The 17,445-nt window shown below is 70.5% G+C and carries 20 protein-coding genes; 8 read left to right on the forward strand and 12 right to left on the reverse strand.

Translation table 11 applies throughout. The features are described 5' to 3' along the window. Positions 1–38: 38 nt before the first annotated feature. On the reverse strand, positions 39–596 hold the full coding sequence (locus ACFYWY_RS00170) for a hypothetical protein (RefSeq protein ID WP_389177176.1): 558 nt from the start codon (positions 594–596) through the stop codon (positions 39–41). A gap of 142 nt (positions 597–738) precedes the next feature. On the opposite strand from ACFYWY_RS00170, the gene ACFYWY_RS00175 reads away from it, so the two are divergent. Further along, a complete protein-coding gene (locus ACFYWY_RS00175; RefSeq protein ID WP_389177179.1) occupies positions 739–1,455 on the forward strand; it encodes a hypothetical protein in 717 nt (238 codons plus the stop codon). A 57-nt stretch (positions 1,456–1,512) separates the two neighbouring features. On the opposite strand, the gene ACFYWY_RS00180 is transcribed toward ACFYWY_RS00175, so the two are convergent. Further along, entirely contained in the window at positions 1,513–1,965 is a 453-nt protein-coding gene (locus tag ACFYWY_RS00180; protein ID WP_389177182.1) for a MarR family winged helix-turn-helix transcriptional regulator, read from the reverse strand. Positions 1,966–2,054: 89 nt separating this feature from the next. On the opposite strand from ACFYWY_RS00180, the gene ACFYWY_RS00185 reads away from it, so the two are divergent. From ACFYWY_RS00185 to ACFYWY_RS00195, 3 genes are all read left to right on the forward strand, one after another. Beyond that, a complete protein-coding gene (locus ACFYWY_RS00185; RefSeq protein ID WP_389177185.1) occupies positions 2,055–3,074 on the forward strand; it encodes an NADP-dependent oxidoreductase in 1,020 nt (339 codons plus the stop codon). Between the two features lie 62 nt (positions 3,075–3,136). Beyond that, a complete protein-coding gene (locus ACFYWY_RS00190) occupies positions 3,137–3,559 on the forward strand; it encodes an organic hydroperoxide resistance protein (RefSeq protein ID WP_389177188.1) in 423 nt (140 codons plus the stop codon). Positions 3,560–3,717: 158 nt separating this feature from the next. Then, entirely contained in the window at positions 3,718–4,506 is a 789-nt protein-coding gene (locus ACFYWY_RS00195; protein ID WP_389177191.1) for an EI24 domain-containing protein, read from the forward strand. A 128-nt stretch (positions 4,507–4,634) separates the two neighbouring features. Here the strand turns inward: ACFYWY_RS00195 and ACFYWY_RS00200 are convergent, their stop codons facing one another. Both ACFYWY_RS00200 and ACFYWY_RS00205 read right to left on the reverse strand, forming a co-directional pair. After that, positions 4,635–5,906, reverse strand: coding sequence for a pyroglutamyl peptidase (locus ACFYWY_RS00200; RefSeq protein WP_389177194.1), 1,272 nt, complete (start codon positions 5,904–5,906; stop codon positions 4,635–4,637). Positions 5,907–6,053: 147 nt separating this feature from the next. Then, entirely contained in the window at positions 6,054–6,974 is a 921-nt protein-coding gene (locus tag ACFYWY_RS00205) for an SGNH/GDSL hydrolase family protein (RefSeq protein WP_389177197.1), read from the reverse strand. 260 nt (positions 6,975–7,234) lie between these two features. Here ACFYWY_RS00205 and ACFYWY_RS00210 point away from each other — a divergent pair, with 260 nt between their 5' ends. Continuing rightward, complete coding sequence (locus tag ACFYWY_RS00210; RefSeq protein ID WP_389177200.1) at positions 7,235–7,729, forward strand: DUF3145 domain-containing protein; 495 nt, start codon at positions 7,235–7,237, stop codon at positions 7,727–7,729. Between the two features lie 88 nt (positions 7,730–7,817). Here the strand turns inward: ACFYWY_RS00210 and fabF are convergent, their stop codons facing one another. The 5 genes from fabF to ACFYWY_RS00235 all read right to left on the reverse strand — a co-directional run bounded on the left by fabF (position 7,818) and on the right by ACFYWY_RS00235 (position 12,666). Beyond that, positions 7,818–9,080: a beta-ketoacyl-ACP synthase II gene (gene fabF / locus ACFYWY_RS00215; protein ID WP_389177203.1), complete on the reverse strand. Its 1,263-nt coding sequence runs from the start codon at positions 9,078–9,080 to the stop codon at positions 7,818–7,820. A 78-nt stretch (positions 9,081–9,158) separates the two neighbouring features. Beyond that, positions 9,159–9,407 (reverse strand): acyl carrier protein, encoded by a 249-nt coding sequence (locus ACFYWY_RS00220; protein WP_078077492.1) that lies wholly within the window; start codon positions 9,405–9,407, stop codon positions 9,159–9,161. 55 nt (positions 9,408–9,462) lie between these two features. Further along, on the reverse strand, positions 9,463–10,464 hold the full coding sequence (locus ACFYWY_RS00225; RefSeq protein ID WP_389177206.1) for a ketoacyl-ACP synthase III: 1,002 nt from the start codon (positions 10,462–10,464) through the stop codon (positions 9,463–9,465). A gap of 16 nt (positions 10,465–10,480) precedes the next feature. Next, positions 10,481–11,392, reverse strand: coding sequence for an ACP S-malonyltransferase (locus ACFYWY_RS00230; protein WP_389177209.1), 912 nt, complete (start codon positions 11,390–11,392; stop codon positions 10,481–10,483). A gap of 89 nt (positions 11,393–11,481) precedes the next feature. After that, positions 11,482–12,666: a PucR family transcriptional regulator gene (locus ACFYWY_RS00235; RefSeq protein ID WP_389177212.1), complete on the reverse strand. Its 1,185-nt coding sequence runs from the start codon at positions 12,664–12,666 to the stop codon at positions 11,482–11,484. Positions 12,667–12,838: 172 nt separating this feature from the next. Between ACFYWY_RS00235 and ACFYWY_RS00240 the strand changes: the two genes are divergently transcribed. Further along, positions 12,839–13,519, forward strand: a complete 681-nt coding sequence (locus tag ACFYWY_RS00240) for a pirin family protein (protein ID WP_389177215.1) — start codon at positions 12,839–12,841, stop codon at positions 13,517–13,519. 32 nt (positions 13,520–13,551) lie between these two features. Here the strand turns inward: ACFYWY_RS00240 and ACFYWY_RS00245 are convergent, their stop codons facing one another. Together ACFYWY_RS00245 and ACFYWY_RS00250 are read right to left on the reverse strand one after the other, a co-directional pair. Next, entirely contained in the window at positions 13,552–14,370 is an 819-nt protein-coding gene (locus tag ACFYWY_RS00245) for a serine hydrolase domain-containing protein (protein WP_389177218.1), read from the reverse strand. Between the two features lie 10 nt (positions 14,371–14,380). Next, complete coding sequence (locus ACFYWY_RS00250) at positions 14,381–14,842, reverse strand: GNAT family N-acetyltransferase (protein WP_389177221.1); 462 nt, start codon at positions 14,840–14,842, stop codon at positions 14,381–14,383. Between the two features lie 87 nt (positions 14,843–14,929). Between ACFYWY_RS00250 and ACFYWY_RS00255 the strand changes: the two genes are divergently transcribed. After that, the gene (locus tag ACFYWY_RS00255) at positions 14,930–15,385 is read left to right on the forward strand and encodes a MerR family transcriptional regulator (RefSeq protein WP_389177224.1); all 456 of its coding nucleotides are present in this window, start codon (positions 14,930–14,932) and stop codon (positions 15,383–15,385) included. Positions 15,386–15,390: 5 nt separating this feature from the next. After that, positions 15,391–16,419, forward strand: a complete 1,029-nt coding sequence (locus ACFYWY_RS00260) for an aldo/keto reductase (RefSeq protein ID WP_389177227.1) — start codon at positions 15,391–15,393, stop codon at positions 16,417–16,419. A 152-nt stretch (positions 16,420–16,571) separates the two neighbouring features. Here ACFYWY_RS00260 and ACFYWY_RS00265 read toward each other — a convergent pair whose 3' ends face one another. After that, positions 16,572–17,441, reverse strand: a complete 870-nt coding sequence (locus ACFYWY_RS00265) for a DUF4429 domain-containing protein (RefSeq protein ID WP_389177230.1) — start codon at positions 17,439–17,441, stop codon at positions 16,572–16,574. Positions 17,442–17,445: the final 4 nt, after the last annotated feature.

The raw sequence follows: 17,445 nt of genomic DNA on the forward strand, positions 1-17,445 counted from the left end.
TCCGCCAGATTCGTTCGGCCGATCCGGTGAAATGCCGGCTACAGCCGCCTCTGCAGCAGTCCCCAGCAGAACTCCGCGACGCCCTGCTCGCCGTCGCGGAGGGTGAACGCCAGCTGCCATCGCGTCGGCGCCGAGCCCTCCATCGGTCTGGCCGGCGCAAACGCTCTTGCCACCTCGTCCACCGTGCACGACCACGGCACCAGGTCATCGGCCGTACGCAACTGGGGTCCCGCCGCCCCCGGGGCGCGGACCAGCCATTCGTTCCACACCGCCCCGTCGTCCGCCGCCAGCACCTCGAAGCGCAGATCCGGCCAGAGCGGTACGGGCCACAGCAGCGCGTCGCACTCGAGGTCGCCGATCCGCCGTCGTACGACCTGCTCCGGCTTCCCTAGAACCGAGCGGTAGCGGGCGAGCGCGCCGCGGCCCCTCGGCGAGCGGACCATCGCCTGCCAGCGGCGGTTGGCCTCGCGCATCTCGGCGAGGGACACGCCCAGTTCGTGGCGGGCGTCCTCGACCAGACCGGGTTGATGGTCAGCCATCCGGCGCAGCAGTACCAGTTGGAAATCGCGGGGCCCGAACGGTGCGGCAGGGGTCATGTCCGACATCCTGCCCCGCGGCCGACGGCGAACGCGCCGTCAGGCGAAGAAGCCGACTCGCAGCGGAGATGAGGATTCCACACAACATCCTCACAGAGTCATACACCTCTGGTCCCTTCGCGCCGCATAATCTGCGGGCGCCATGGATTACTGCAACCAGTGCCGTCGGCACCTCAACGGCGCTCTGGCCTGTGCCGGCTGCGGTACACCCGTTGAGGAGCTCCGGTATCAGAGCCCCATTGCGCCGCCGGCGGCGGAACACGTCCTCGAACTGGACGAGGTGTCCGAGCCGGCGGGCCATCGGCGTGCCCGCCGCCAGCCCCCTCCCCGGCGCAAGGCCGCGTCCGGCCGCAAGGCCGCGTCCGGGCGCCGGGCCCGCAAACGGCGTGGCCGCAAGGTGCTGCTCGGCACGTTCGGTCTGGTGCTCGCCGCGGGTGCGCTGAGCCTGGCCGAGCTGGCCCTGGAGAATCCGGGCGACGACGGCGCGGCCACCGCTGTCAAGGAAGAACCGGACGTCGAGACGGAGCCCGCTCCGGAGCCCACGGATGTCGATGTCACCCCCGAGGGCCCCGACCCGGTGACGGAATCGCCCGTCTCGGCGTCGAGTTCCGCACGCCCGACGGGAACCGGCACCGGCGGCCCGGGCGGCGACGGCACCGGGAAGCCGACCGCCACGAGCCGGGGCGCGGGCAGGCCTTCCGCCGCGCCCTCCGTCGGACAGCCGTCCGGCAGTACGGAGCCGTCGAACTCGGGGCAGCCGAGCACATCGGCCTCGGCCCAGCCCTCGGGACCCCCGGGACCCACGCCGACCCCGACACCCAGTGAGTCCTGCAACCAGTTCCTCTTTTGGTGCATCTAGTAGGCGACCTTCTCCGCCGCTGCCGATGACCCGGGATGCGCCATGCAGCTCGGCGGGTCAGCCGAGATCTGGCACGGCCGGAGTCTCTTCGCCCAGCATCCGCTTGAGCAGGTCCCGCAGCATCGTCCGCTCCTCGTCCGACAGTTCGGCCAGCGGCTCGCGCGCGAAGTCCAGCGATCCCCGCAGCCGGCGCGCGGTGTCGACCCCCTCCTTCGTCGGCGCGGCCAGCTTCACCCTGCGGTCGTTCGGGTCGGGCCGTCGCTCCACCAGCCCGCGGCTCTCCAGCCGGTCCACGATGCCGGTGATGTTCGACGGCTCGCACCTCAGCTTCTGTGCGACGCGGCGCATGGGCATCGGCTCCAGGGTGAGCAGTCCCAGCACTCGCGCCTGTGCGCCGGTGAGTGAGTGCTTGGCCGCGGCCTGCTCGTACTCCGCGTAGTAGCGGGCCACGACGCTGCCGATGAGCTCGACGACTTCGAGGGTCAGGGGGTCTTTGCGTGGTGTGGCCATGGCAAGCAGGATACCCGGTTACTTGACAACATGAAATATCCAGGGGCATGGTTGTTTCACATAGTGAAGCTTTTCTAGGAGGAACGAGCATGTCCGCACTCCCCGCGTCCGGCCGTGAATGGCACCTGGTCGCCCGTCCGCACGGCTGGCCCAAGGCTGAGGACTTCGCTCTGCGTGAGGCGCCGGTGACCGAGCCGGGCGAGGGTCGCATCCTCGTACGCAATCTGTACTTCTCGGTCGACCCGTACATGCGTGGCCGGATGAACGACGTGAAGTCGTACACTCCGCCCTTCAAGCTCGACCACCCCATGGAGGGCGGCGCCGTCGGTGAGGTCATCGCCTCGGAAGCCGAGGGCTTCGCGGTCGGTGACCACGTCCTGCACGGGCTCGGCTGGCGGGAGTACGCCGAGGTGCCCGCGAAGCACGCCACCAAGGTCGACCCCTCACTCGCCCCGCTCTCCGCCTACCTCGGCGTGCTGGGCATGACCGGTCTGACGGCCTACGCCGGGCTCTTCGACGTCGCCTCCTTCAAGGAGGGCGACGCGGTCTTCGTCTCCGGCGCGGCCGGCGCGGTGGGCAGCCAGGTCGGCCAGATGGCAAGGATCAAGGGCGCCTCTCGCGTCATCGGCTCGGCCGGCTCGGACGAGAAGGTCAAGCTTCTGGTCGAGGAGTACGGCTTCGACGCGGCGTTCAACTACAAGAACGGCCCCGTCGCGCAGCAGCTGAAGGAGGCGGCCCCCGACGGCATCGACGTCTACTTCGACAACGTCGGCGGGGAACACCTGGAGGCCGCGATCTCCTCGCTCAACCTGCACGGCCGCGCGACCATCTGCGGCATGATCGCCCAGTACAACGACACCGAGCCGACCCCGGGACCGCGCAATCTCGCCCTGCTCATCGGCAAGCGGCTGCGCCTGCAGGGCATGCTCGTGGGCGATCATGCCGCGCTCCAGCCGGAGTTCGTCCGTGAGGTCGCGGGCTGGATCGCCTCCGGTGAGCTCAAGTACAACGAGACCGTGGTCGAGGGCATCGAGAACGGCTTCGACGCGTTCCTCGGTCTGCTGCGCGGGGAGAACACCGGAAAGATGGTCGTTTCGCTGGCCCGCTAGGATCGGCCTCAGCCACCGCGGTCGTGGGCGCGAGCCGGGGTGAACCATCAGAGAGCTTTTTCATGGCCATTCAGCAGTCCGACGTCCTGTACACCGCTGCCGCCACCGCGGAGAACGGCCGTGACGGCCGTGTCGCCACCCACGACGGCAGGCTCGACCTGGTCGTCAACCCGCCGAAGGAGATGGGCGGTTCAGGCGCGGGCACCAATCCGGAGCAGCTCTTCGCCGTCGGCTACAGCGCCTGCTTCCAGGGGGCGCTGAGTGTCGTCGCCCGCAAGGAGAACGCCGACCTTTCCGGCTCGACGGTCACCGCCGAGGTCGGCATAGGCAAGAACGACGAGGGCTTCGGGATCATCGTCAAGATCTCCGCGAACATCCCGAACTTGGACGCCGCCACCGCCAAGGACCTGCTCGAGAAGGCCCACCAGGTCTGCCCGTACTCCAAGGCGACCCGCGGCAACATCACGGTCGACCTCGCCGTCTGACCGGCACGGCGTCCATACGGCGTCCATACGGCGTACACGAGGGCCGCACCCCCGCCCGGGGGTGCGGCTCTCGCTGCGTACTCAGCGGGTGACCAGCGTCGGCGTCCGCCGGGCTAGGACCCCACGCCGGCGCTCCGGCACCCCGATAAGCTGTATCCATGCGTGATCTTGGGGTGGGCTTCGGCTACTTGATGAAAGGCCAGCGCTGGGTCGGCGGGCACGGCAAGTGGTTCGGCTTCGGGCTGCTGCCGGGGCTGGTGACCCTGGTGCTGTACGCTGCCGCGCTGGTCGGTCTCGGCTACGGCGCCGACGACTTCACCGCCTGGTCGACTCCCTTCGCCGACGACTGGTCCTCGCCCTGGCAGGGCCTGTTCCGCGGCTTCCTGACCGCGCTGGTCTTCTCCTTCGGGCTGTTCCTGGCGGTGATCACCTTCACCGCGGTGACGCTGCTGGTCGGCCAGCCCTTCTACGAGTCTCTGTCCGAGCAGGTCGACCGCACCGAGGGCGGCCACGTCCCCGAGTCCGGCCTGCCGCTCTGGCGGGAGCTGTGGATCTCCGCGCGCGACTCGCTGCGGGTCCTGGCGCGGGTCGTGCTCTACGGCGTACTGCTCTTCGCACTCGGCTTCATTCCGGTCATCGGCCAGACTGTCGTCCCCGTCATAGGTTTCTGCGTCTCGGGCTTCTTCCTCGCGGAGGAGCTCACCGCGGTCGCCCTCCAGCGGCGCGGCGTCGAGCTCAAGGAGCGTCTTGGGCTGCTGCGGGGCCGTCGCTTGCTGACCCTCGGCTTCGGCGTGCCGCTCACGCTGGCGTTCCTCGTCCCGTTCGTGGCCGTGTTCCTGATGCCGGGGGCGGTGGCCGGGGCGACGCTGATGGTGCGGGACCTGGTGGCGCCCGACCCGGAGCCCGAGCCGGCGAGTCCGGCGCGGTACACCATGCACAAGGACTAGGTCCGGAAGTCGGGCTCCGCCAGGGCGAGGCCGGGAGCCGCGCCGCCCACCGGTGCGGCAGCGGCCGCCTCCACGTCAAAGGGCGGCGGGTGGGGGTACGCCCCGCCGCGGGCGGCCCCCCGGGGCTCTCAGCCCGACGTCTCCGCCGCCACGCGGATGATCGCCCGCACCTGCCCGATGATGTCCACCCGGTTCCGCACGAACTCCGGGTCCGTGATCTCCGTCGTGTTCCCCGCCCCGAACTGCAGCACCGGCGTATGCACATGACCCCCCGGAATCTCCAGCCCCAACCGGTCCCGCAGCAGCGTCGCCCGGTACGCGATCTCGTTCGAGAGGTAGTTGCCGCCGCCGCCCGCGCGCGCCGTCGATCCGGGCGTCGGGCCCCCGGGGCTGACCACCGGCGTGGTGGCGCCCGGCGGGATCTCCGTCACCGTCGTGTTGTCGTACACCGGGAAGCGCCCCGTCTGCGCCGCCACAATCGCCTCGTACGGAAGCGTCGTCGTCGTCCACTGCGGCTGCGACGCCGGATCGGTCACCGGCACCGTCTCCGTACGCGAGAGGTTCTCGTTGTCCCCGAACCCGCCCCGCCACGCGCCGTTGAAGCGCTCGATGTCGACACGGCCCACCCGCCCCTGGCTCACCGTGGTGAACAGGTCGGCTTTCGGCAGCTGCGTACGCAGCGTCCGCTCCACCGTGCCGTCCGCGAAGTCCTGCCAGCGCACGGGGAAGACGGCCGTCTCGACCCTGGCGGGCCCTTCCGCCGTGCGGATCCAGGTGCCGTCCAGCGCCAGCGCAGTCGCCCCGGACGGGTTGCTTATTCGGATGTCGCGGTCCAGCGTGAAGGGGTCGAAGCCCGTCATCACGATCCGCTTGAAGCCTCGTCCCGCGGGGAGGTCCATCGAGTCCTGGCCGCGCGAGGAGCGCTCGAGGCGGTCGAGGAGCCGCGCACGTTCCGCGTCCGTGAGGCCGAACTCCGGCTGCCACTGGCGCAGTTCGCGGGTCATCCCGAGCCGGGCCCAGTACAGCGGCCGGTCGTCGTCCCGGCTCAGATCGCCCCGCGCAGGGCCGCGGCCCTGCGCCCGGTCCACCGCCCGGTCCCACAGCTGCGCGCCCTGCCGTGCGGCAGCCTGCTCGGCCTGCCGGAAGGACCGCGCCGACTTCAGCGCCTGCCCGAACCGCGGTGCCACGGTGTCGAATCCGCTGCGCCGCAGGATCTCCTGGGGCACCGCCTTGTCGAACCGCTGCTCCTCGACAGTGAACTCGGCGGCCATCGGCGAAGCAGGCGCAGGCGCTGGCGCTGGCGCAGGCGCTGGAGCGGCCGTGGCGAGCGGGGAGCCGGTGAGGGCGAGTGCGACGAGGGCGACGCCAACTACGTCCAGGCGGACGCGTATTCGGGACACGGTAATCCTTCCGTCGGGTGGCGGAAGTATCGCGTCCTGGCCGCGCCCCTGGCTACGGCGTCACACACGCCGCTCCGGCCCCAACAGCCACCGTCCGGCAGCCGAGGGCAGCACAGGACGCGGGGATCCGGGGCGCAAAGCCCCGGTTCACGCCCGCGGTGGCTTCGCCGCCGTCACGTTGCGGTACGCGATCTCCGCCAGCCGCTGCTGCCCGTTCTTGCTCGGGTGGAACCAGTCCCAGCGGCTCAACTGCTCGCCTTCGAACCGGTACTCGAAGACCGCCCCGCCGTCGTACCGGCAGCGCAGATCCTTCCCGCAGACGTCCTTGAGCACCTCGTTGTACGCCACGACCCGCTCATGCACCCGGTCCCGCCGCGTTTGCGCCTTCGCGCTCCCGTCCTCCGCGTTGCCCAGCATGGAGGCGCAGATGCCCAGCTTCCAGATCTGCCGGCCCAGTGGATTGCCGCGCCCGGTCGACCAGAGCCGCTTGAGATCCGGCACGCTCGACACGTACATCTGAGCCTTCGGCGCGCTGCGCCGTAACTGCCGCACCGCCGCCGCGAAGGAACTCCGGAACTCCTCGACCGGAGTCATCCGCTCCGCCGTGTCTGCGCAGGCGTCGTTCGCGCCGACCATCACCGTCACCAGCTCGGGCCTCTTGGCCGCCGCCTGCGTCATCTGCTCGGCCAGGTCCGCCACATCGGCCCCCGAGCGGGCGAAGTTCCAACTGCGCTCCGTAACCGCGGGCTCCCCGATCAGCCGCAGCGCCAGGCTCCGCACCGTCGCGTCCGTGCCGGTCGCCCAGGACACCTCCGGACAGTCGGAGAACACCACACAGGCGTCGAAGCCGCGGGTGATGGAGTCGCCGACGGCGGCGATGGAGTCGGGGCTGCGGTCCCAGACGGGGGTGGGGCTGGGGGACGGCCGCGGCTTGGCGGGGGAGCCGTTGCCCCGCGTGTCCGACGCGGAGTCACATCCCGTCAGGGCGCCGGTCGCGAGGAGGACCACTGCCGTCAGCGCTGCCGCCGCGCTGCGCGAGAAGCGGCGCTTCCGGCTCGTTTCCCCCATGCCCAGATCCCCTCCGTATCACCTGTACGTGACGTCCTGCCGAGTGAAAGCTTGGTGCGTACGGGCTCCCGGACCGACATTACGTCACCCCTCGGCCACCTACTCACGGTAGCTTTTCCCCGTCGACCCAGAGGCGTCGTGCCCATCGGCTCCGGTAAATTACATCACGTCACATACTGTCCCTTTTGTGGAGTTTGACTCCCGATGCTGTTTACTGAGGCCGCTGGGAAGGCGATCCTCGTCCCACACTGGAGGTCCCGGTGACGACACGTGGCGTTCTGTACGTTCACTCCGCGCCGCGCGCGCTGTGCCCGCACGTCGAATGGGCGGTGGCGGGTGTTCTTGGTGTGCGGGTCCAGCTCGACTGGATCCGCCAGCCCGCATCGCCCGGCACCTGGAGAGCCGAGTTCTCCTGGCAGGGCGAGGTGGGCACGGCCTCCAAACTCGCCTCGGCGCTGCGCGGCTGGCAGATGCTGCGCTTCGAGGTGACCGCAGAGCCCTGCCCCACGGCGGAGGGCGAGCGCTACAGCGCCACGCCCGGCCTCGGCATCTTTCACGCCGTCACCGGGATCCACGGCGACATCCTGATCCCGGAGGACCGGCTGCGCGCCGCGCTGGCGCGCTCGGCGCAGGGTGAGACGGACCTCGAGGCGGAGATCTCGAAGCTGCTGGGCAAGCCGTGGGACGACGAACTGGAGCCGTTCCGGTACGCAGGGGAGGGCGCGCCGGTCCGCTGGCTCCACCAGGTCGTCTGACGTACGCGAGAGGCACACCCGAAAGGGCCCCCACCGCGCGGTGGGGGCCCTTTCGCGTACGAACAGAAACTCAGCCGGATCAGCCGGATCAGACGGTCCGGAACGCCAGGACCACGTTGTGGCCGCCGAAGCCGAACGAGTTGTTGATCGCCGCGATCGTGCCCTGCGGCAGCTCGCGGGGCTCGCCGCGCACGACGTCCGCGTCGACCTCCTCGTCGAGGTCGTCGACGTTGATGGTCGGCGGGGCCGTGCGGTGGTACAGCGCCAGCACCGTCGCGACCGTCTCGATGCCGCCCGCGCCGCCCAGCAGATGGCCCGTCATCGACTTCGTGGCGGAGACCGCGACATGGTCGAGCTCGTCGCCCAGGACCTTGCGCAGGGCCTTGATCTCGGCGACGTCACCCTGTGGGGTGGACGTCGCGTGCGCGTTGAGGTGCACCACTTCGGACGGCTTGAGGTCCGTCGAGTCGAGCAGGTTCTGCAGCGCGGACGCGATGCCGCGGCCGCTCGGCTCGGGCTGCGCGATGTGGTGGCTGTCCGCGGACAGGCCCTGGCCCAGCACCTCGCAGTAGACCTTCGCGCCGCGCCGCGCGGCGTGCTCGGCCGACTCGAGGATGACGACGCCCGCGCCCTCGCCGAGCACAAAGCCGTCACGGGCCTTGTCGTACGGGCGAGAGGCCTTCTCGGGCTCGTCGTTGTTCTTCGACATGGCCATCATGTTGGCGAACGCCGCGACGGGCAGGGGGTGGATCGCCGCCTCGGTGCCGCCCGCGACGACCACATCGGCACGGCCGGTGCGGATCATCTCGACGGCGTAGCCGATGGCCTCGGCGCCGGACGCGCACGCGGAGACCGGAGTGTGCACGCCCGCCTGGGCGTTCACCTCGAGGCCGACGTTGGCGGACGGGCCGTTCGGCATCAGCATCGGAACGGTGTGCGGGGAGACGCGGCGTCCGCCCTTCTCCTTGAGCACGTCGTACTGGTCGAGCAGAGTCGTTACGCCACCGATGCCGGAGGCGATGACCGTGCCCAGACGCTCGGGCAGGATCTTCTCGTCCTCGCCCGCAGGAGCGGTGTAGCCGGCGTCGGCCCAGGCCTCGCGCGCGGCGATCAGTGCGAACTGCGCCGAGCGGTCCAGCTTGCGGGCCAGCGGGCGCGGCAGGACCTCGCTCGGGTCGACCGCCGCGGGCGCGGCGATCCGGACCGGGAGGTCGGCGAAGCGCTCGCTGTCGAGGGGCTTCACCCCGGAGCGCCCGGCGAGCAGACCCTCCCAGGTCGATGCGCTGTCGCCACCCAACGGTGTGGTTGCGCCGATACCGGTGACGACCACGGTGCGATTGGTCGAGCTCACAGGAATTCTTTCTCCACGTGTAGGGGGGTGCTGAATTGTCACGGCGCCACCGTCAGGTGGCGACAAACGCGTTCAGGCTCAGGCCTGGTGCTTCGCGATGTAGTCCGCGGCGTCGCCGACGGTCTTCAGGTTCTTGACGTCGTCGTCCGGGATCTTGACGTCGAAGCGCTCTTCGGCGGCGACGACGACCTCGACCATGGACAGCGAGTCGACGTCCAGGTCGTCGGTGAAGGACTTGTCCAGCTGGACGTCCTCGACCGGGATGCCGGCGATCTCGTTGACGATCTCCGCGAGACCGGTGACGATCTCTTCCTGAGTGGCGGCCATGTGGCGCTCCTTCGATTTTCTATCAGAGGGTGTGGCGTCCGGAAGATCCGGTTGCTTAGGGGAGGGTAACGACCGTCGCGGCGTAGACGAGACCCGCCCCGAAGCCGATGACGAGCGCGGTGTCACCGCTCTTCGCCTGTCCGGTCGCCAGGAGCCGCTCCATGGCGAGCGGGATCGAGGCGGCCGAAGTGTTGCCGGTGGTCTCCACGTCACGAGCGACCACGACGTGCTCCGGCAGCTTCAGAGTCTTCACCATCGAATCGATGATCCGCATATTGGCCTGGTGCGGAATGAAGACGTCCAGGTCGTCCGAGCTGATTCCGGCCGCGTCCAGCGCCTGCTGGGCGACCTTCGCCATCTCGAACACGGCCCAGCGGAAGACCGCCTGGCCCTCCTGCGTGATCGCCGGAAACTTATCGACCTTGCCCTCGCGGTAGTCGTCCCACGGCACGGTCTGCTTGATGGTGTCGGACTTGTCGCCCTCGGAACCCCACACGGTCGGGCCGATCTGCGGCTCGTTGGCGGGGCCCACGACGACCGCGCCCGCGCCGTCGCCGAACAGGAAGGCCGTCGCACGGTCCTCGAGGTCGGTCAGATCGCTCAGCCGCTCGACGCCGATGACGAGCACGTACTCGGCGGAGCCCTCGACGACCATGCCCTTGGCGAGGGTCAGTCCGTAGCCGAAGCCCGCGCAGCCCGCGGAGATGTCGAACGCGGCCGGCTTGACCGCGCCGATCTTGTCCGCGATCTCGGTGGCGATGGCCGGGGTCTGCTTGAAGTGCGAGACGGTGGAGACGATCACGCCGCTGATCTGCTGCGGGCTGATCCCGGCGTCGGCGATCGCCTTGCCGGCCGCCTCGACGGACATCGCGCTCACGGTCTCCTCGGGGGAGGCCCAATGGCGGGTGGCGATGCCCGAACGGGAGCGGATCCACTCGTCGGAGGAGTCGATCGTCTCGAGGATCACCTCGTTCGGCACGATCCGGGTCGGGCGGTAGCCGCCGACACCCATGATGCGTGCGTACGGGGCGCCCTGGCTGGGCTTGATCTTCGACATGCTCTACGGCTCCTTGTCAGGAAGAGTGCTCGGCGACGAGCGTGCGGGCCGCGTCGAGGTCGTCGGGGGTCTTGAGCGCGAGGGTCTGCACGCCCGGCAGAGCGCGCTTGGCGAGGCCGGTGAGCGTGCCGCCGGGGCAGACCTCGATCAGACCGGTGACGCCCCGCTCCTTGAAGGTCTCCATGCACAGGTCCCAGCGGACCGGGTTGGCGACCTGGCCGACCAGCCGGGCGATGACCTCGTCACCGGTGGAGACGACGCGGCCGTCCTTGTTCGAGATGTACGACACGACCGGGTCGGAGACCGTGAGTTCCGCGGCGGCTTCCTGGAGGGTCGCGACCGCGGGCGCCATGTGGTGCGTGTGGAACGCGCCGGCCACCTTCAGAGCGATCACGCGTGCCTTCTCCGGCTTCTCCTCGGCCAGCACGGCGAGTTGCTCGGCGGTGCCCGCGGCGACGATCTGGCCGGCGCCGTTGACATTGGCCGGGGTCAGGCCGAGCTTTTCGAGGTGGGCGAGAACCTGCTCGGGGTCGCCGCCGAGAACGGCCGCCATGCCGGTCTCGGTGACCGCGGCGGCCTCGGCCATCGCCAGTCCGCGCGTTCGTACGAAACCGAGCGCGGCGGCGTCGTCGACGACGCCCGCGAACGCGGCCGCGGTGATCTCACCGACGCTGTGGCCCGCGACGGCGCCGGGCTGCACAGCACCGAGCGCGTCGGCCGACAGCAGGCCGGCGGCGACCAGCAGCGGCTGTGCCACAGCGGTGTCGCGGATCTCGTCCGCGTCGGCCTTCGTGCCGTAGTGGGCAAGGTCGAGCCCGATGGCGTCGGACCAGGCCGCGATGCGGTCGGAGGCGCCGGGGAGGTCGAGCCATGGAGTCAGGAAGCCGGGCGTCTGAGCGCCTTGGCCGGGAGCGACGAGTACGAGCACCCTCACACTCTCTCTTGTGGACGGCTCAAACCGCCCGTGAGGACAGGGACCAAGAACCGTCAGGGGAATTGTTAGTCTTCGACAAAAGTCTAGGACTGCGAATCCCCGTCGGCCAGACGCCCCAGGATCAGCGCGATTCGCAGAGTGAACGCGGAGCGCACATCGGAGGGTGACCAGCCGGTGACGTCGGTCACACGTCGCAGCCGGTAGCGCACGGTGTTGGGGTGCACGAACAGCATCCGTGCGGCGCCCTCGAGACTGCTTGCCTGCTCCAGATAGACGCTCAGAGTTTCCAGTAGCGCCGACCCCGCTTCTTCCAGCGGTCTGTAGATCTCCTCCACCAACTGCTCACGCGCGGCAGGGTCCGAGGCGATCGCGCGCTCCGGCAGCAGATCGTCCGCGAGCACCGGGCGTGGCGCGTCCTGCCACGCCGTGCACGCCTTGAGCCCGGCGGCAGCGGCCTGCGCCGACCTGGTCGCGGCGAGCAGGTCGGGGACGATGGGGCCCGCGACCACGGGTCCGGCCGCATAAGGCCCGATCAGCCCCTTGGCGACCTTCAGCGGGTTGTCGCTGCCGCCGGCGATGACGACGAGCCGGTCGCCGAGAACTCCGGTGAGGACCTGGAGCTTGGCGTGTCGGGCGGCACGGCGGATCGCCTCGACGGTCAGTTCGCTGTCGCCGTCGGGCGCGGTGCCGAGGATGACGCAGACATGCTCCGGCGAATTCCAGCCGAGTGCGGCGGCGCGGGAGACCGCGCCCTCGTCGGCCTCGCCGGACAGCACGGCGTTCACGACGAGGGATTCCAGGCGGGCGTCCCAGGCGCCGCGTGCCTCTGCGGCCTGCGCGTACACCTGGGCGGTGGCGAAAGCGATCTCGCGCGCGTAGACGAGCAGGGCCTCGCGCAGCACGGACTCGTCGCCGGGGGCGGCCACTTCCTCGATCGCCGACTCCATCACCTCGATGGTGGTCCGCACCATCTCGACGGTCTGGCGCAAGGTGATCGCCCGGGTCAGCTCGCGCGGAGCCGTACCGAAGACATCGGTCGAGATCGCCTGGGGCGTCTCCGGATGCCGGAACCACTCGGTGAAAGCGGCGATGCCGGCCTGGGCGACCAGACCGATCCACGACCGGTTCTCCGGGGGCATCGCCCGGTACCAGGGCAGCGTCTCGTCCATGCGTGCGATGGCGTTCGCGGCGAGCCGGCCGGAGGACTGCTCCAGGCGGCGCAGGGTCGCGGGATGTGGGTGGGGGACGTTCGCTGCAGGTTCGGGCACGGGACAAGACTGCCTTATCAGGACGGGTGCACGGGGTGGCGGGGGGCCTCCTTCCTCATGGTGCCTTCGCATCCCCGGGCCTCGGGGTCGCCAGCTTCGGGGCGCCCGCGCCGGACTCCGCCCGGCGAACGGGCCTGCCGCGGCAGACTCCGCGCGGGTCTACGGTGGACCCGTGATTGACGTACGGCGCTCCGCCGACCGCTTCCGCGGCGGCGACCCCGCCTCGGGCATCGAGTCCCTGCACGCGTTCTCCTTCGGGCGCCACTACGACCCCGACAACCTCCGCTTCGGCGCGATCCTCGCCTGCAACGAGGAACGCCTCGAGCCGGGCGCGGGCTTCGACGAGCATCCGCACAGCCACACCGAGATCGTCACCTGGGTCGTCCAGGGCGAGCTCACCCACCGCGACTCGGCGGGCCACGCGACGGTGGTCCGGCCCGGGGACGTGCAGCGGCTCAGCTCGGCGGGCGGGGTGCGGCATGTGGAGCGCAACGACGGGGAAGCGCCGCTGGTCTTCGTACAGATGTGGCTCGAGCCGCTGTCACCTGGCGGCGACCCTTCGTACGAGATCGTGCGCGGCATCGCGGACTCGACGCCGTACGCGCTGCCCGAGGCGGGCGCGATGCTCCACGTCCGCCGCCTCGCCCCGGGCGAACGCACGGCGGTGCCGGACGCGGCGGCTGTGTACGTCCATGTGGTACGGGGCGAAGTGCGGCTGGCAGACGCGGAGTTGGGGCCGGGCGACTCGGTACGGATCGTGGACGCGGAGGGCCTGGAGCTGGCGGCGTCGGAGGCTGCCGAGGTCCTGCTCTGGGAGCTGAACGAGGCGAATTCACGCCCCGCCGGCGTTTGAGGCGCAAGGGAGGGTCGGGGCGGAGCCCCGGTTCACCCTCGGCGCAGCTCGGCGAGCACCGCGTCCGTGAACGGCGGCCACGCCTCGATGGCCCACTGACCGAAGGCCCGGTCCGTGAGTGCCACGCACGCGGCCCGCGCGTCGGGGTCGATCCACAGGAACGTGCCCGACTGGCCGAAGTGGCCGAAGGTGCGCGGCGAGGACGAACTGCCCGTCCAGTGCGGGGACTTGGCGTCCCGGATCTCGAAGCCGAGTCCCCAGTCGTTGGGCTTCTGGTGCCCGTAGCCCGGGAGGATCCCGGACAGGCCGGGGTGCACGACCGTCATCGCCTCCAGCACCGTGCGGGCGTCAAGGAGACGCGGGGCCTGCACCTCCGCGGCGAAGCGCACCAGGTCGTCGACCGACGAGACGCCGTCTTTCGCCGGCGAGCCGTCCAGCGTGGTCGCCGTCATGCCCAGCGGCTCGAGCACCGCCTGGTGCAGATACTCCGCGAAAGGGATCTCCGTCGCCTTGGCGATGTGGTCGGCGAGCACTTCGAAGCCCGCGTTGGAGTACAGCCGGCGGGTGCCGGGCGGGGCCGTCACACGGTGCTCGTCGAAGGCCAGGCCCGAGGTGTGGGCGAGCAGATGACGGACCGTCGAGCCCTCGGGGCCCGCCGGCTCGTCTAGTTCGACCGCCCCCTCCTCGTACGCCACGAGCGCCGCGTACGCCGCGAGCGGCTTGGTGACGGAGGCGAGCGGGAAGCGGTGCGAGGTGGGGCCGTACGAACCGGCGACCGTGCCGTCCGCTCGTACGACGGCGGCCGCCGCGGTCGGTACCGGCCAGTTCTCGATCATCGCCAGGCTCTGCATGCGTACGAGCCTAAAGGGTCAGTCTCATCGCGGGATCGGGGGTGCGGACGAAGCCGAGCGAGGTGTACAGCGGCTCGCCGTCCAAGGAGGCGCGCAGGTCGATCCTGGGTACGCCGCGCTCGCGGAACCAGGCCAGCAGCGCCTCCAGGCAGGCGCGGGAGTAGCCGCGCCGGCGCATATCCGGGTCGGTGGCCACGCTCAACACGTATCCGGACGTGCCGTGCGGATTGCCCGGGCCGCCCAGCCGGTGATCGATCGTGCCGACGGCGCAGGCCGCCAGGCCGCCGGGGCGCTCGACGACGAACGCCGTCAGGTCGCCGACCGGCTCGGCGAGCTTCTTGCGCAGGGTTTCTGCGGCGGCGGACTGCCAGCTGACGTCGGGATTCGGACCGTGACACGAGTCCAGCATGACCTTGCGGAGGCGTACCAGCTCTTCGGCGTCCTGTGGGGTGGCGCGGCGGGCGAGGCTCATGCCACCGCAGGCTATTGGGGGGCGTACGAAAACTGCCATCGGTTTCTGCTTGCTTGGAGTGCACTCCAGGGTTCTAGCGTTGAGGGCATGACGCTGATCGAGACCAAGGCGGACCGGACGGGCATCTGCGCCACGGCGCCCCGCGCGCATCCCCGCCCCGAGGGGCAGGACCGCTACACGATCAGCGAGGTCGTCGCCTTCACCGGCCTCACCGCGCACACCCTGCGCTGGTACGAGCGGATCGGGCTGATGCCGCACGTCGACCGGTCGCACACCGGACAGCGGCGCTTCACCAACCGTGACCTGGACTGGCTCGCCTTCGTCGGCAAGCTGCGGCTGACCGGGATGCCGGTCGCTGACATGGTCCGCTACGCAGAGCTGGTGCGGGAGGGCGAGCACACCTTCGAGGCACGGCAGGAGCTGCTGGAGCAGACGCGGCGCGACGTCAGGTCGCGTATCGCGGAGCTCCAGGACACGCTCGCCGTGCTCGACCACAAGATCGGCTTTTATGCGGACGCCCGGCGGGCGTCGGAGAGGCTCTGAACCTGATGGCTGAATCCTTTACGAGTGGTAGCAAGATCGCACAGGTGCGGCTCGGGAGCGGCGGACCGCTGGTCGGCGTGCAGGGCCTTGGCTGCATGGGCATGAGCGAGTTCTACGGTGAGACCGACCTGGCGGCTGCACGGGACACCCTGGAGGCGGCGCTGGAGGCGGGCGTCACGCTCTTCGACACCGCGGACGTGTACGGACGCGGGGCGAACGAGGAGTTCCTCGCGCCGTTCGTCGGAGCGCACCGCGACGAGATCACGCTGGCGACGAAGTTCGCCATAGAGCGGAACGACGACCCGCACTACCGGGGCATCCGCAACGACCGCGCGTACATCCGGCAGGCCGTCGAGGACAGTCTGCGGCGGCTGAAGACCGATGTCATCGACCTGTACTACATGCACCGCCGCGACCCGGCCGTGCCGTTCGCCGAATCCGTCGGCGCGATGGCCGAGCTGGTCGAGCAGGGCAAGGTCAGGCACCTCGGGCTGAGCGAGGTCACCGGCGCGGAACTGCGCGAGGCGCACGCGGTGCACCCCATCGCCGCGCTGCAGTCGGAGTGGTCGCTGTTCAGCCGGGACGTGGAACGCAGCGCGGTGGGCGCGGCGGCGGAGCTCGGTGTCGCCTTCGTGCCGTACTCGCCGCTCGGCCGGGGCTTTCTGACCGGCGCGTTCACGGACGCCGCCAAGGAGCTGTCGCAGGACGACTTCCGCCAGTACCAGCCGCGCTTCACCGGTGACAACGCCAAGGCGAACGCGGCGCTGCTGGAACCGCTCCACAAGATCGCGGCGGCGCACGGGGCGACGGCCGCGCAGGTCGCCCTCGCCTGGGTGCACCAGCAGGCCGATGTGCACTCGCTCGCCGTGGTCCCGATCCCCGGCACCCGCAAGACCAGCCGACTGCTGGAGAACGTCGGCGCGACCAGGCTGACGCTGACCGCCGACGAGCTGGCGGCGCTGGAGCCGATCGCCGGGCTGGTGGCGGGGGACAGGTACCCGGACATGTCGTCGACCTCGGCGGCCCGCGAGTAGCCGGTACGCAGAGAACGGGCCGGCGAAGGCGGACAACGCCCCGCCGGCCCGGCCGGCTCTGCCTACCGGTCCTCCCCGGAAGCCCGGCCGCGGGTGGCTCTCCCCGCGGTCTCGCCCGGGTGGTCCGCCCGGAAGGCCCGCCCCGCAGGCCCTCACAGCTCCGAGAGCAGCTCCGCCTTCTTCGTGCTGAACTCCTCGTCCGTCACCAGACCCGCCTGGTGCAGCTCCCCGAGGTGCCGAATCCGTTCCGCGATGTCGGCCGGGTCGCGCCGCCCCGCCCGCAGCGCCGGTACGGGCGCCGGACCGGTGTTCCGTACGGATTCGAGCACCGCGGCCGCGAACGGCAGCGACTCGTGCACCGGCCCGTACCTCAGCCCGAACAGCACCGCGGCCGGGTCCTGGTCCACCTGCGCGGGCCCGGCGCCCTCTTCGCCGGGTTCGTCGCCGTGCCGCAGCAGCCGCAGATACCCGTCGAACGCCTCCGGCGAGCGCCACTCGACCCCGCTCAGCTCCCCGACCGGGAAACTCTGGTCGCCCGCCTTCCACTTGGCGGACGACGCGCCCGTCCAGGACCAGCGGAAGGCGACGTGCGAGCCGTCGAAGGAGGCCTTCCCGTCGTACGCCTTGAAGCCCAGCGGCGCCTCGGGCGCGGCCACGGCGTACCGCTCGGCGGGCTTGTCCGCGTCCGCGGGGAGCAGGCCCCGCAGTTCGTCGGCGTAGTACTCGGCGAGCGTCTCCCGTTCCGCGGGCAGCACAAGACGGTACGGGTCGCAGCCCTCCTTCAACTGCCCGGCCGCGGCCTCCATCAGCGGGTCCGCGCCGGGTCTGGGCACGGCGTGCAGCACCACCGTGCCGCGCTTGCCCGGGGAGAGTGTCACCGACTCCAACGCCTCGTGGGGGATACGGCGTTCGCGAAGCGTCTGGAACAGCTTCGGCGTGCGGAGCCCCCGTTCGAAGCGGATGAGCACGGAGTCGGTCTCGAACTCCCAGGTGGCTTGAATTCCGGCCAGCACATCACCCATACGC

It is taken from the genome of Streptomyces sp. NPDC002870 (genome assembly GCF_042888505.1).
Lineage (GTDB): Bacteria > Actinomycetota > Actinomycetes > Streptomycetales > Streptomycetaceae > Streptomyces.

Bases quoted from the DNA above. Each gene is read 5' to 3' on its own strand.
- ACFYWY_RS00170 (WP_389177176.1), bottom strand. From the start codon at position 596: ATGACCCCTGCCGCACCGTTCGGGCCCCGCGATTTCCAACTGGTACTG.
- ACFYWY_RS00175 (WP_389177179.1), top strand. From the start codon at position 739: ATGGATTACTGCAACCAGTGCCGTCGGCACCTCAACGGCGCTCTGGCC.
- ACFYWY_RS00180 (WP_389177182.1), bottom strand. From the start codon at position 1,965: ATGGCCACACCACGCAAAGACCCCCTGACCCTCGAAGTCGTCGAGCTC.
- ACFYWY_RS00185 (WP_389177185.1), top strand. From the start codon at position 2,055: ATGTCCGCACTCCCCGCGTCCGGCCGTGAATGGCACCTGGTCGCCCGT.
- ACFYWY_RS00190 (WP_389177188.1), top strand. From the start codon at position 3,137: ATGGCCATTCAGCAGTCCGACGTCCTGTACACCGCTGCCGCCACCGCG.
- ACFYWY_RS00195 (WP_389177191.1), top strand. From the start codon at position 3,718: ATGCGTGATCTTGGGGTGGGCTTCGGCTACTTGATGAAAGGCCAGCGC.
- ACFYWY_RS00205 (WP_389177197.1), bottom strand. From the start codon at position 6,974: ATGGGGGAAACGAGCCGGAAGCGCCGCTTCTCGCGCAGCGCGGCGGCA.
- ACFYWY_RS00220 (WP_078077492.1), bottom strand. From the start codon at position 9,407: ATGGCCGCCACTCAGGAAGAGATCGTCACCGGTCTCGCGGAGATCGTC.
- ACFYWY_RS00225 (WP_389177206.1), bottom strand. From the start codon at position 10,464: ATGTCGAAGATCAAGCCCAGCCAGGGCGCCCCGTACGCACGCATCATG.
- ACFYWY_RS00245 (WP_389177218.1), bottom strand. From the start codon at position 14,370: ATGCAGAGCCTGGCGATGATCGAGAACTGGCCGGTACCGACCGCGGCG.
- ACFYWY_RS00250 (WP_389177221.1), bottom strand. From the start codon at position 14,842: ATGAGCCTCGCCCGCCGCGCCACCCCACAGGACGCCGAAGAGCTGGTA.
- ACFYWY_RS00255 (WP_389177224.1), top strand. From the start codon at position 14,930: ATGACGCTGATCGAGACCAAGGCGGACCGGACGGGCATCTGCGCCACG.
- ACFYWY_RS00260 (WP_389177227.1), top strand. From the start codon at position 15,391: ATGGCTGAATCCTTTACGAGTGGTAGCAAGATCGCACAGGTGCGGCTC.
- ACFYWY_RS00265 (WP_389177230.1), bottom strand. From the start codon at position 17,441: ATGGGTGATGTGCTGGCCGGAATTCAAGCCACCTGGGAGTTCGAGACC.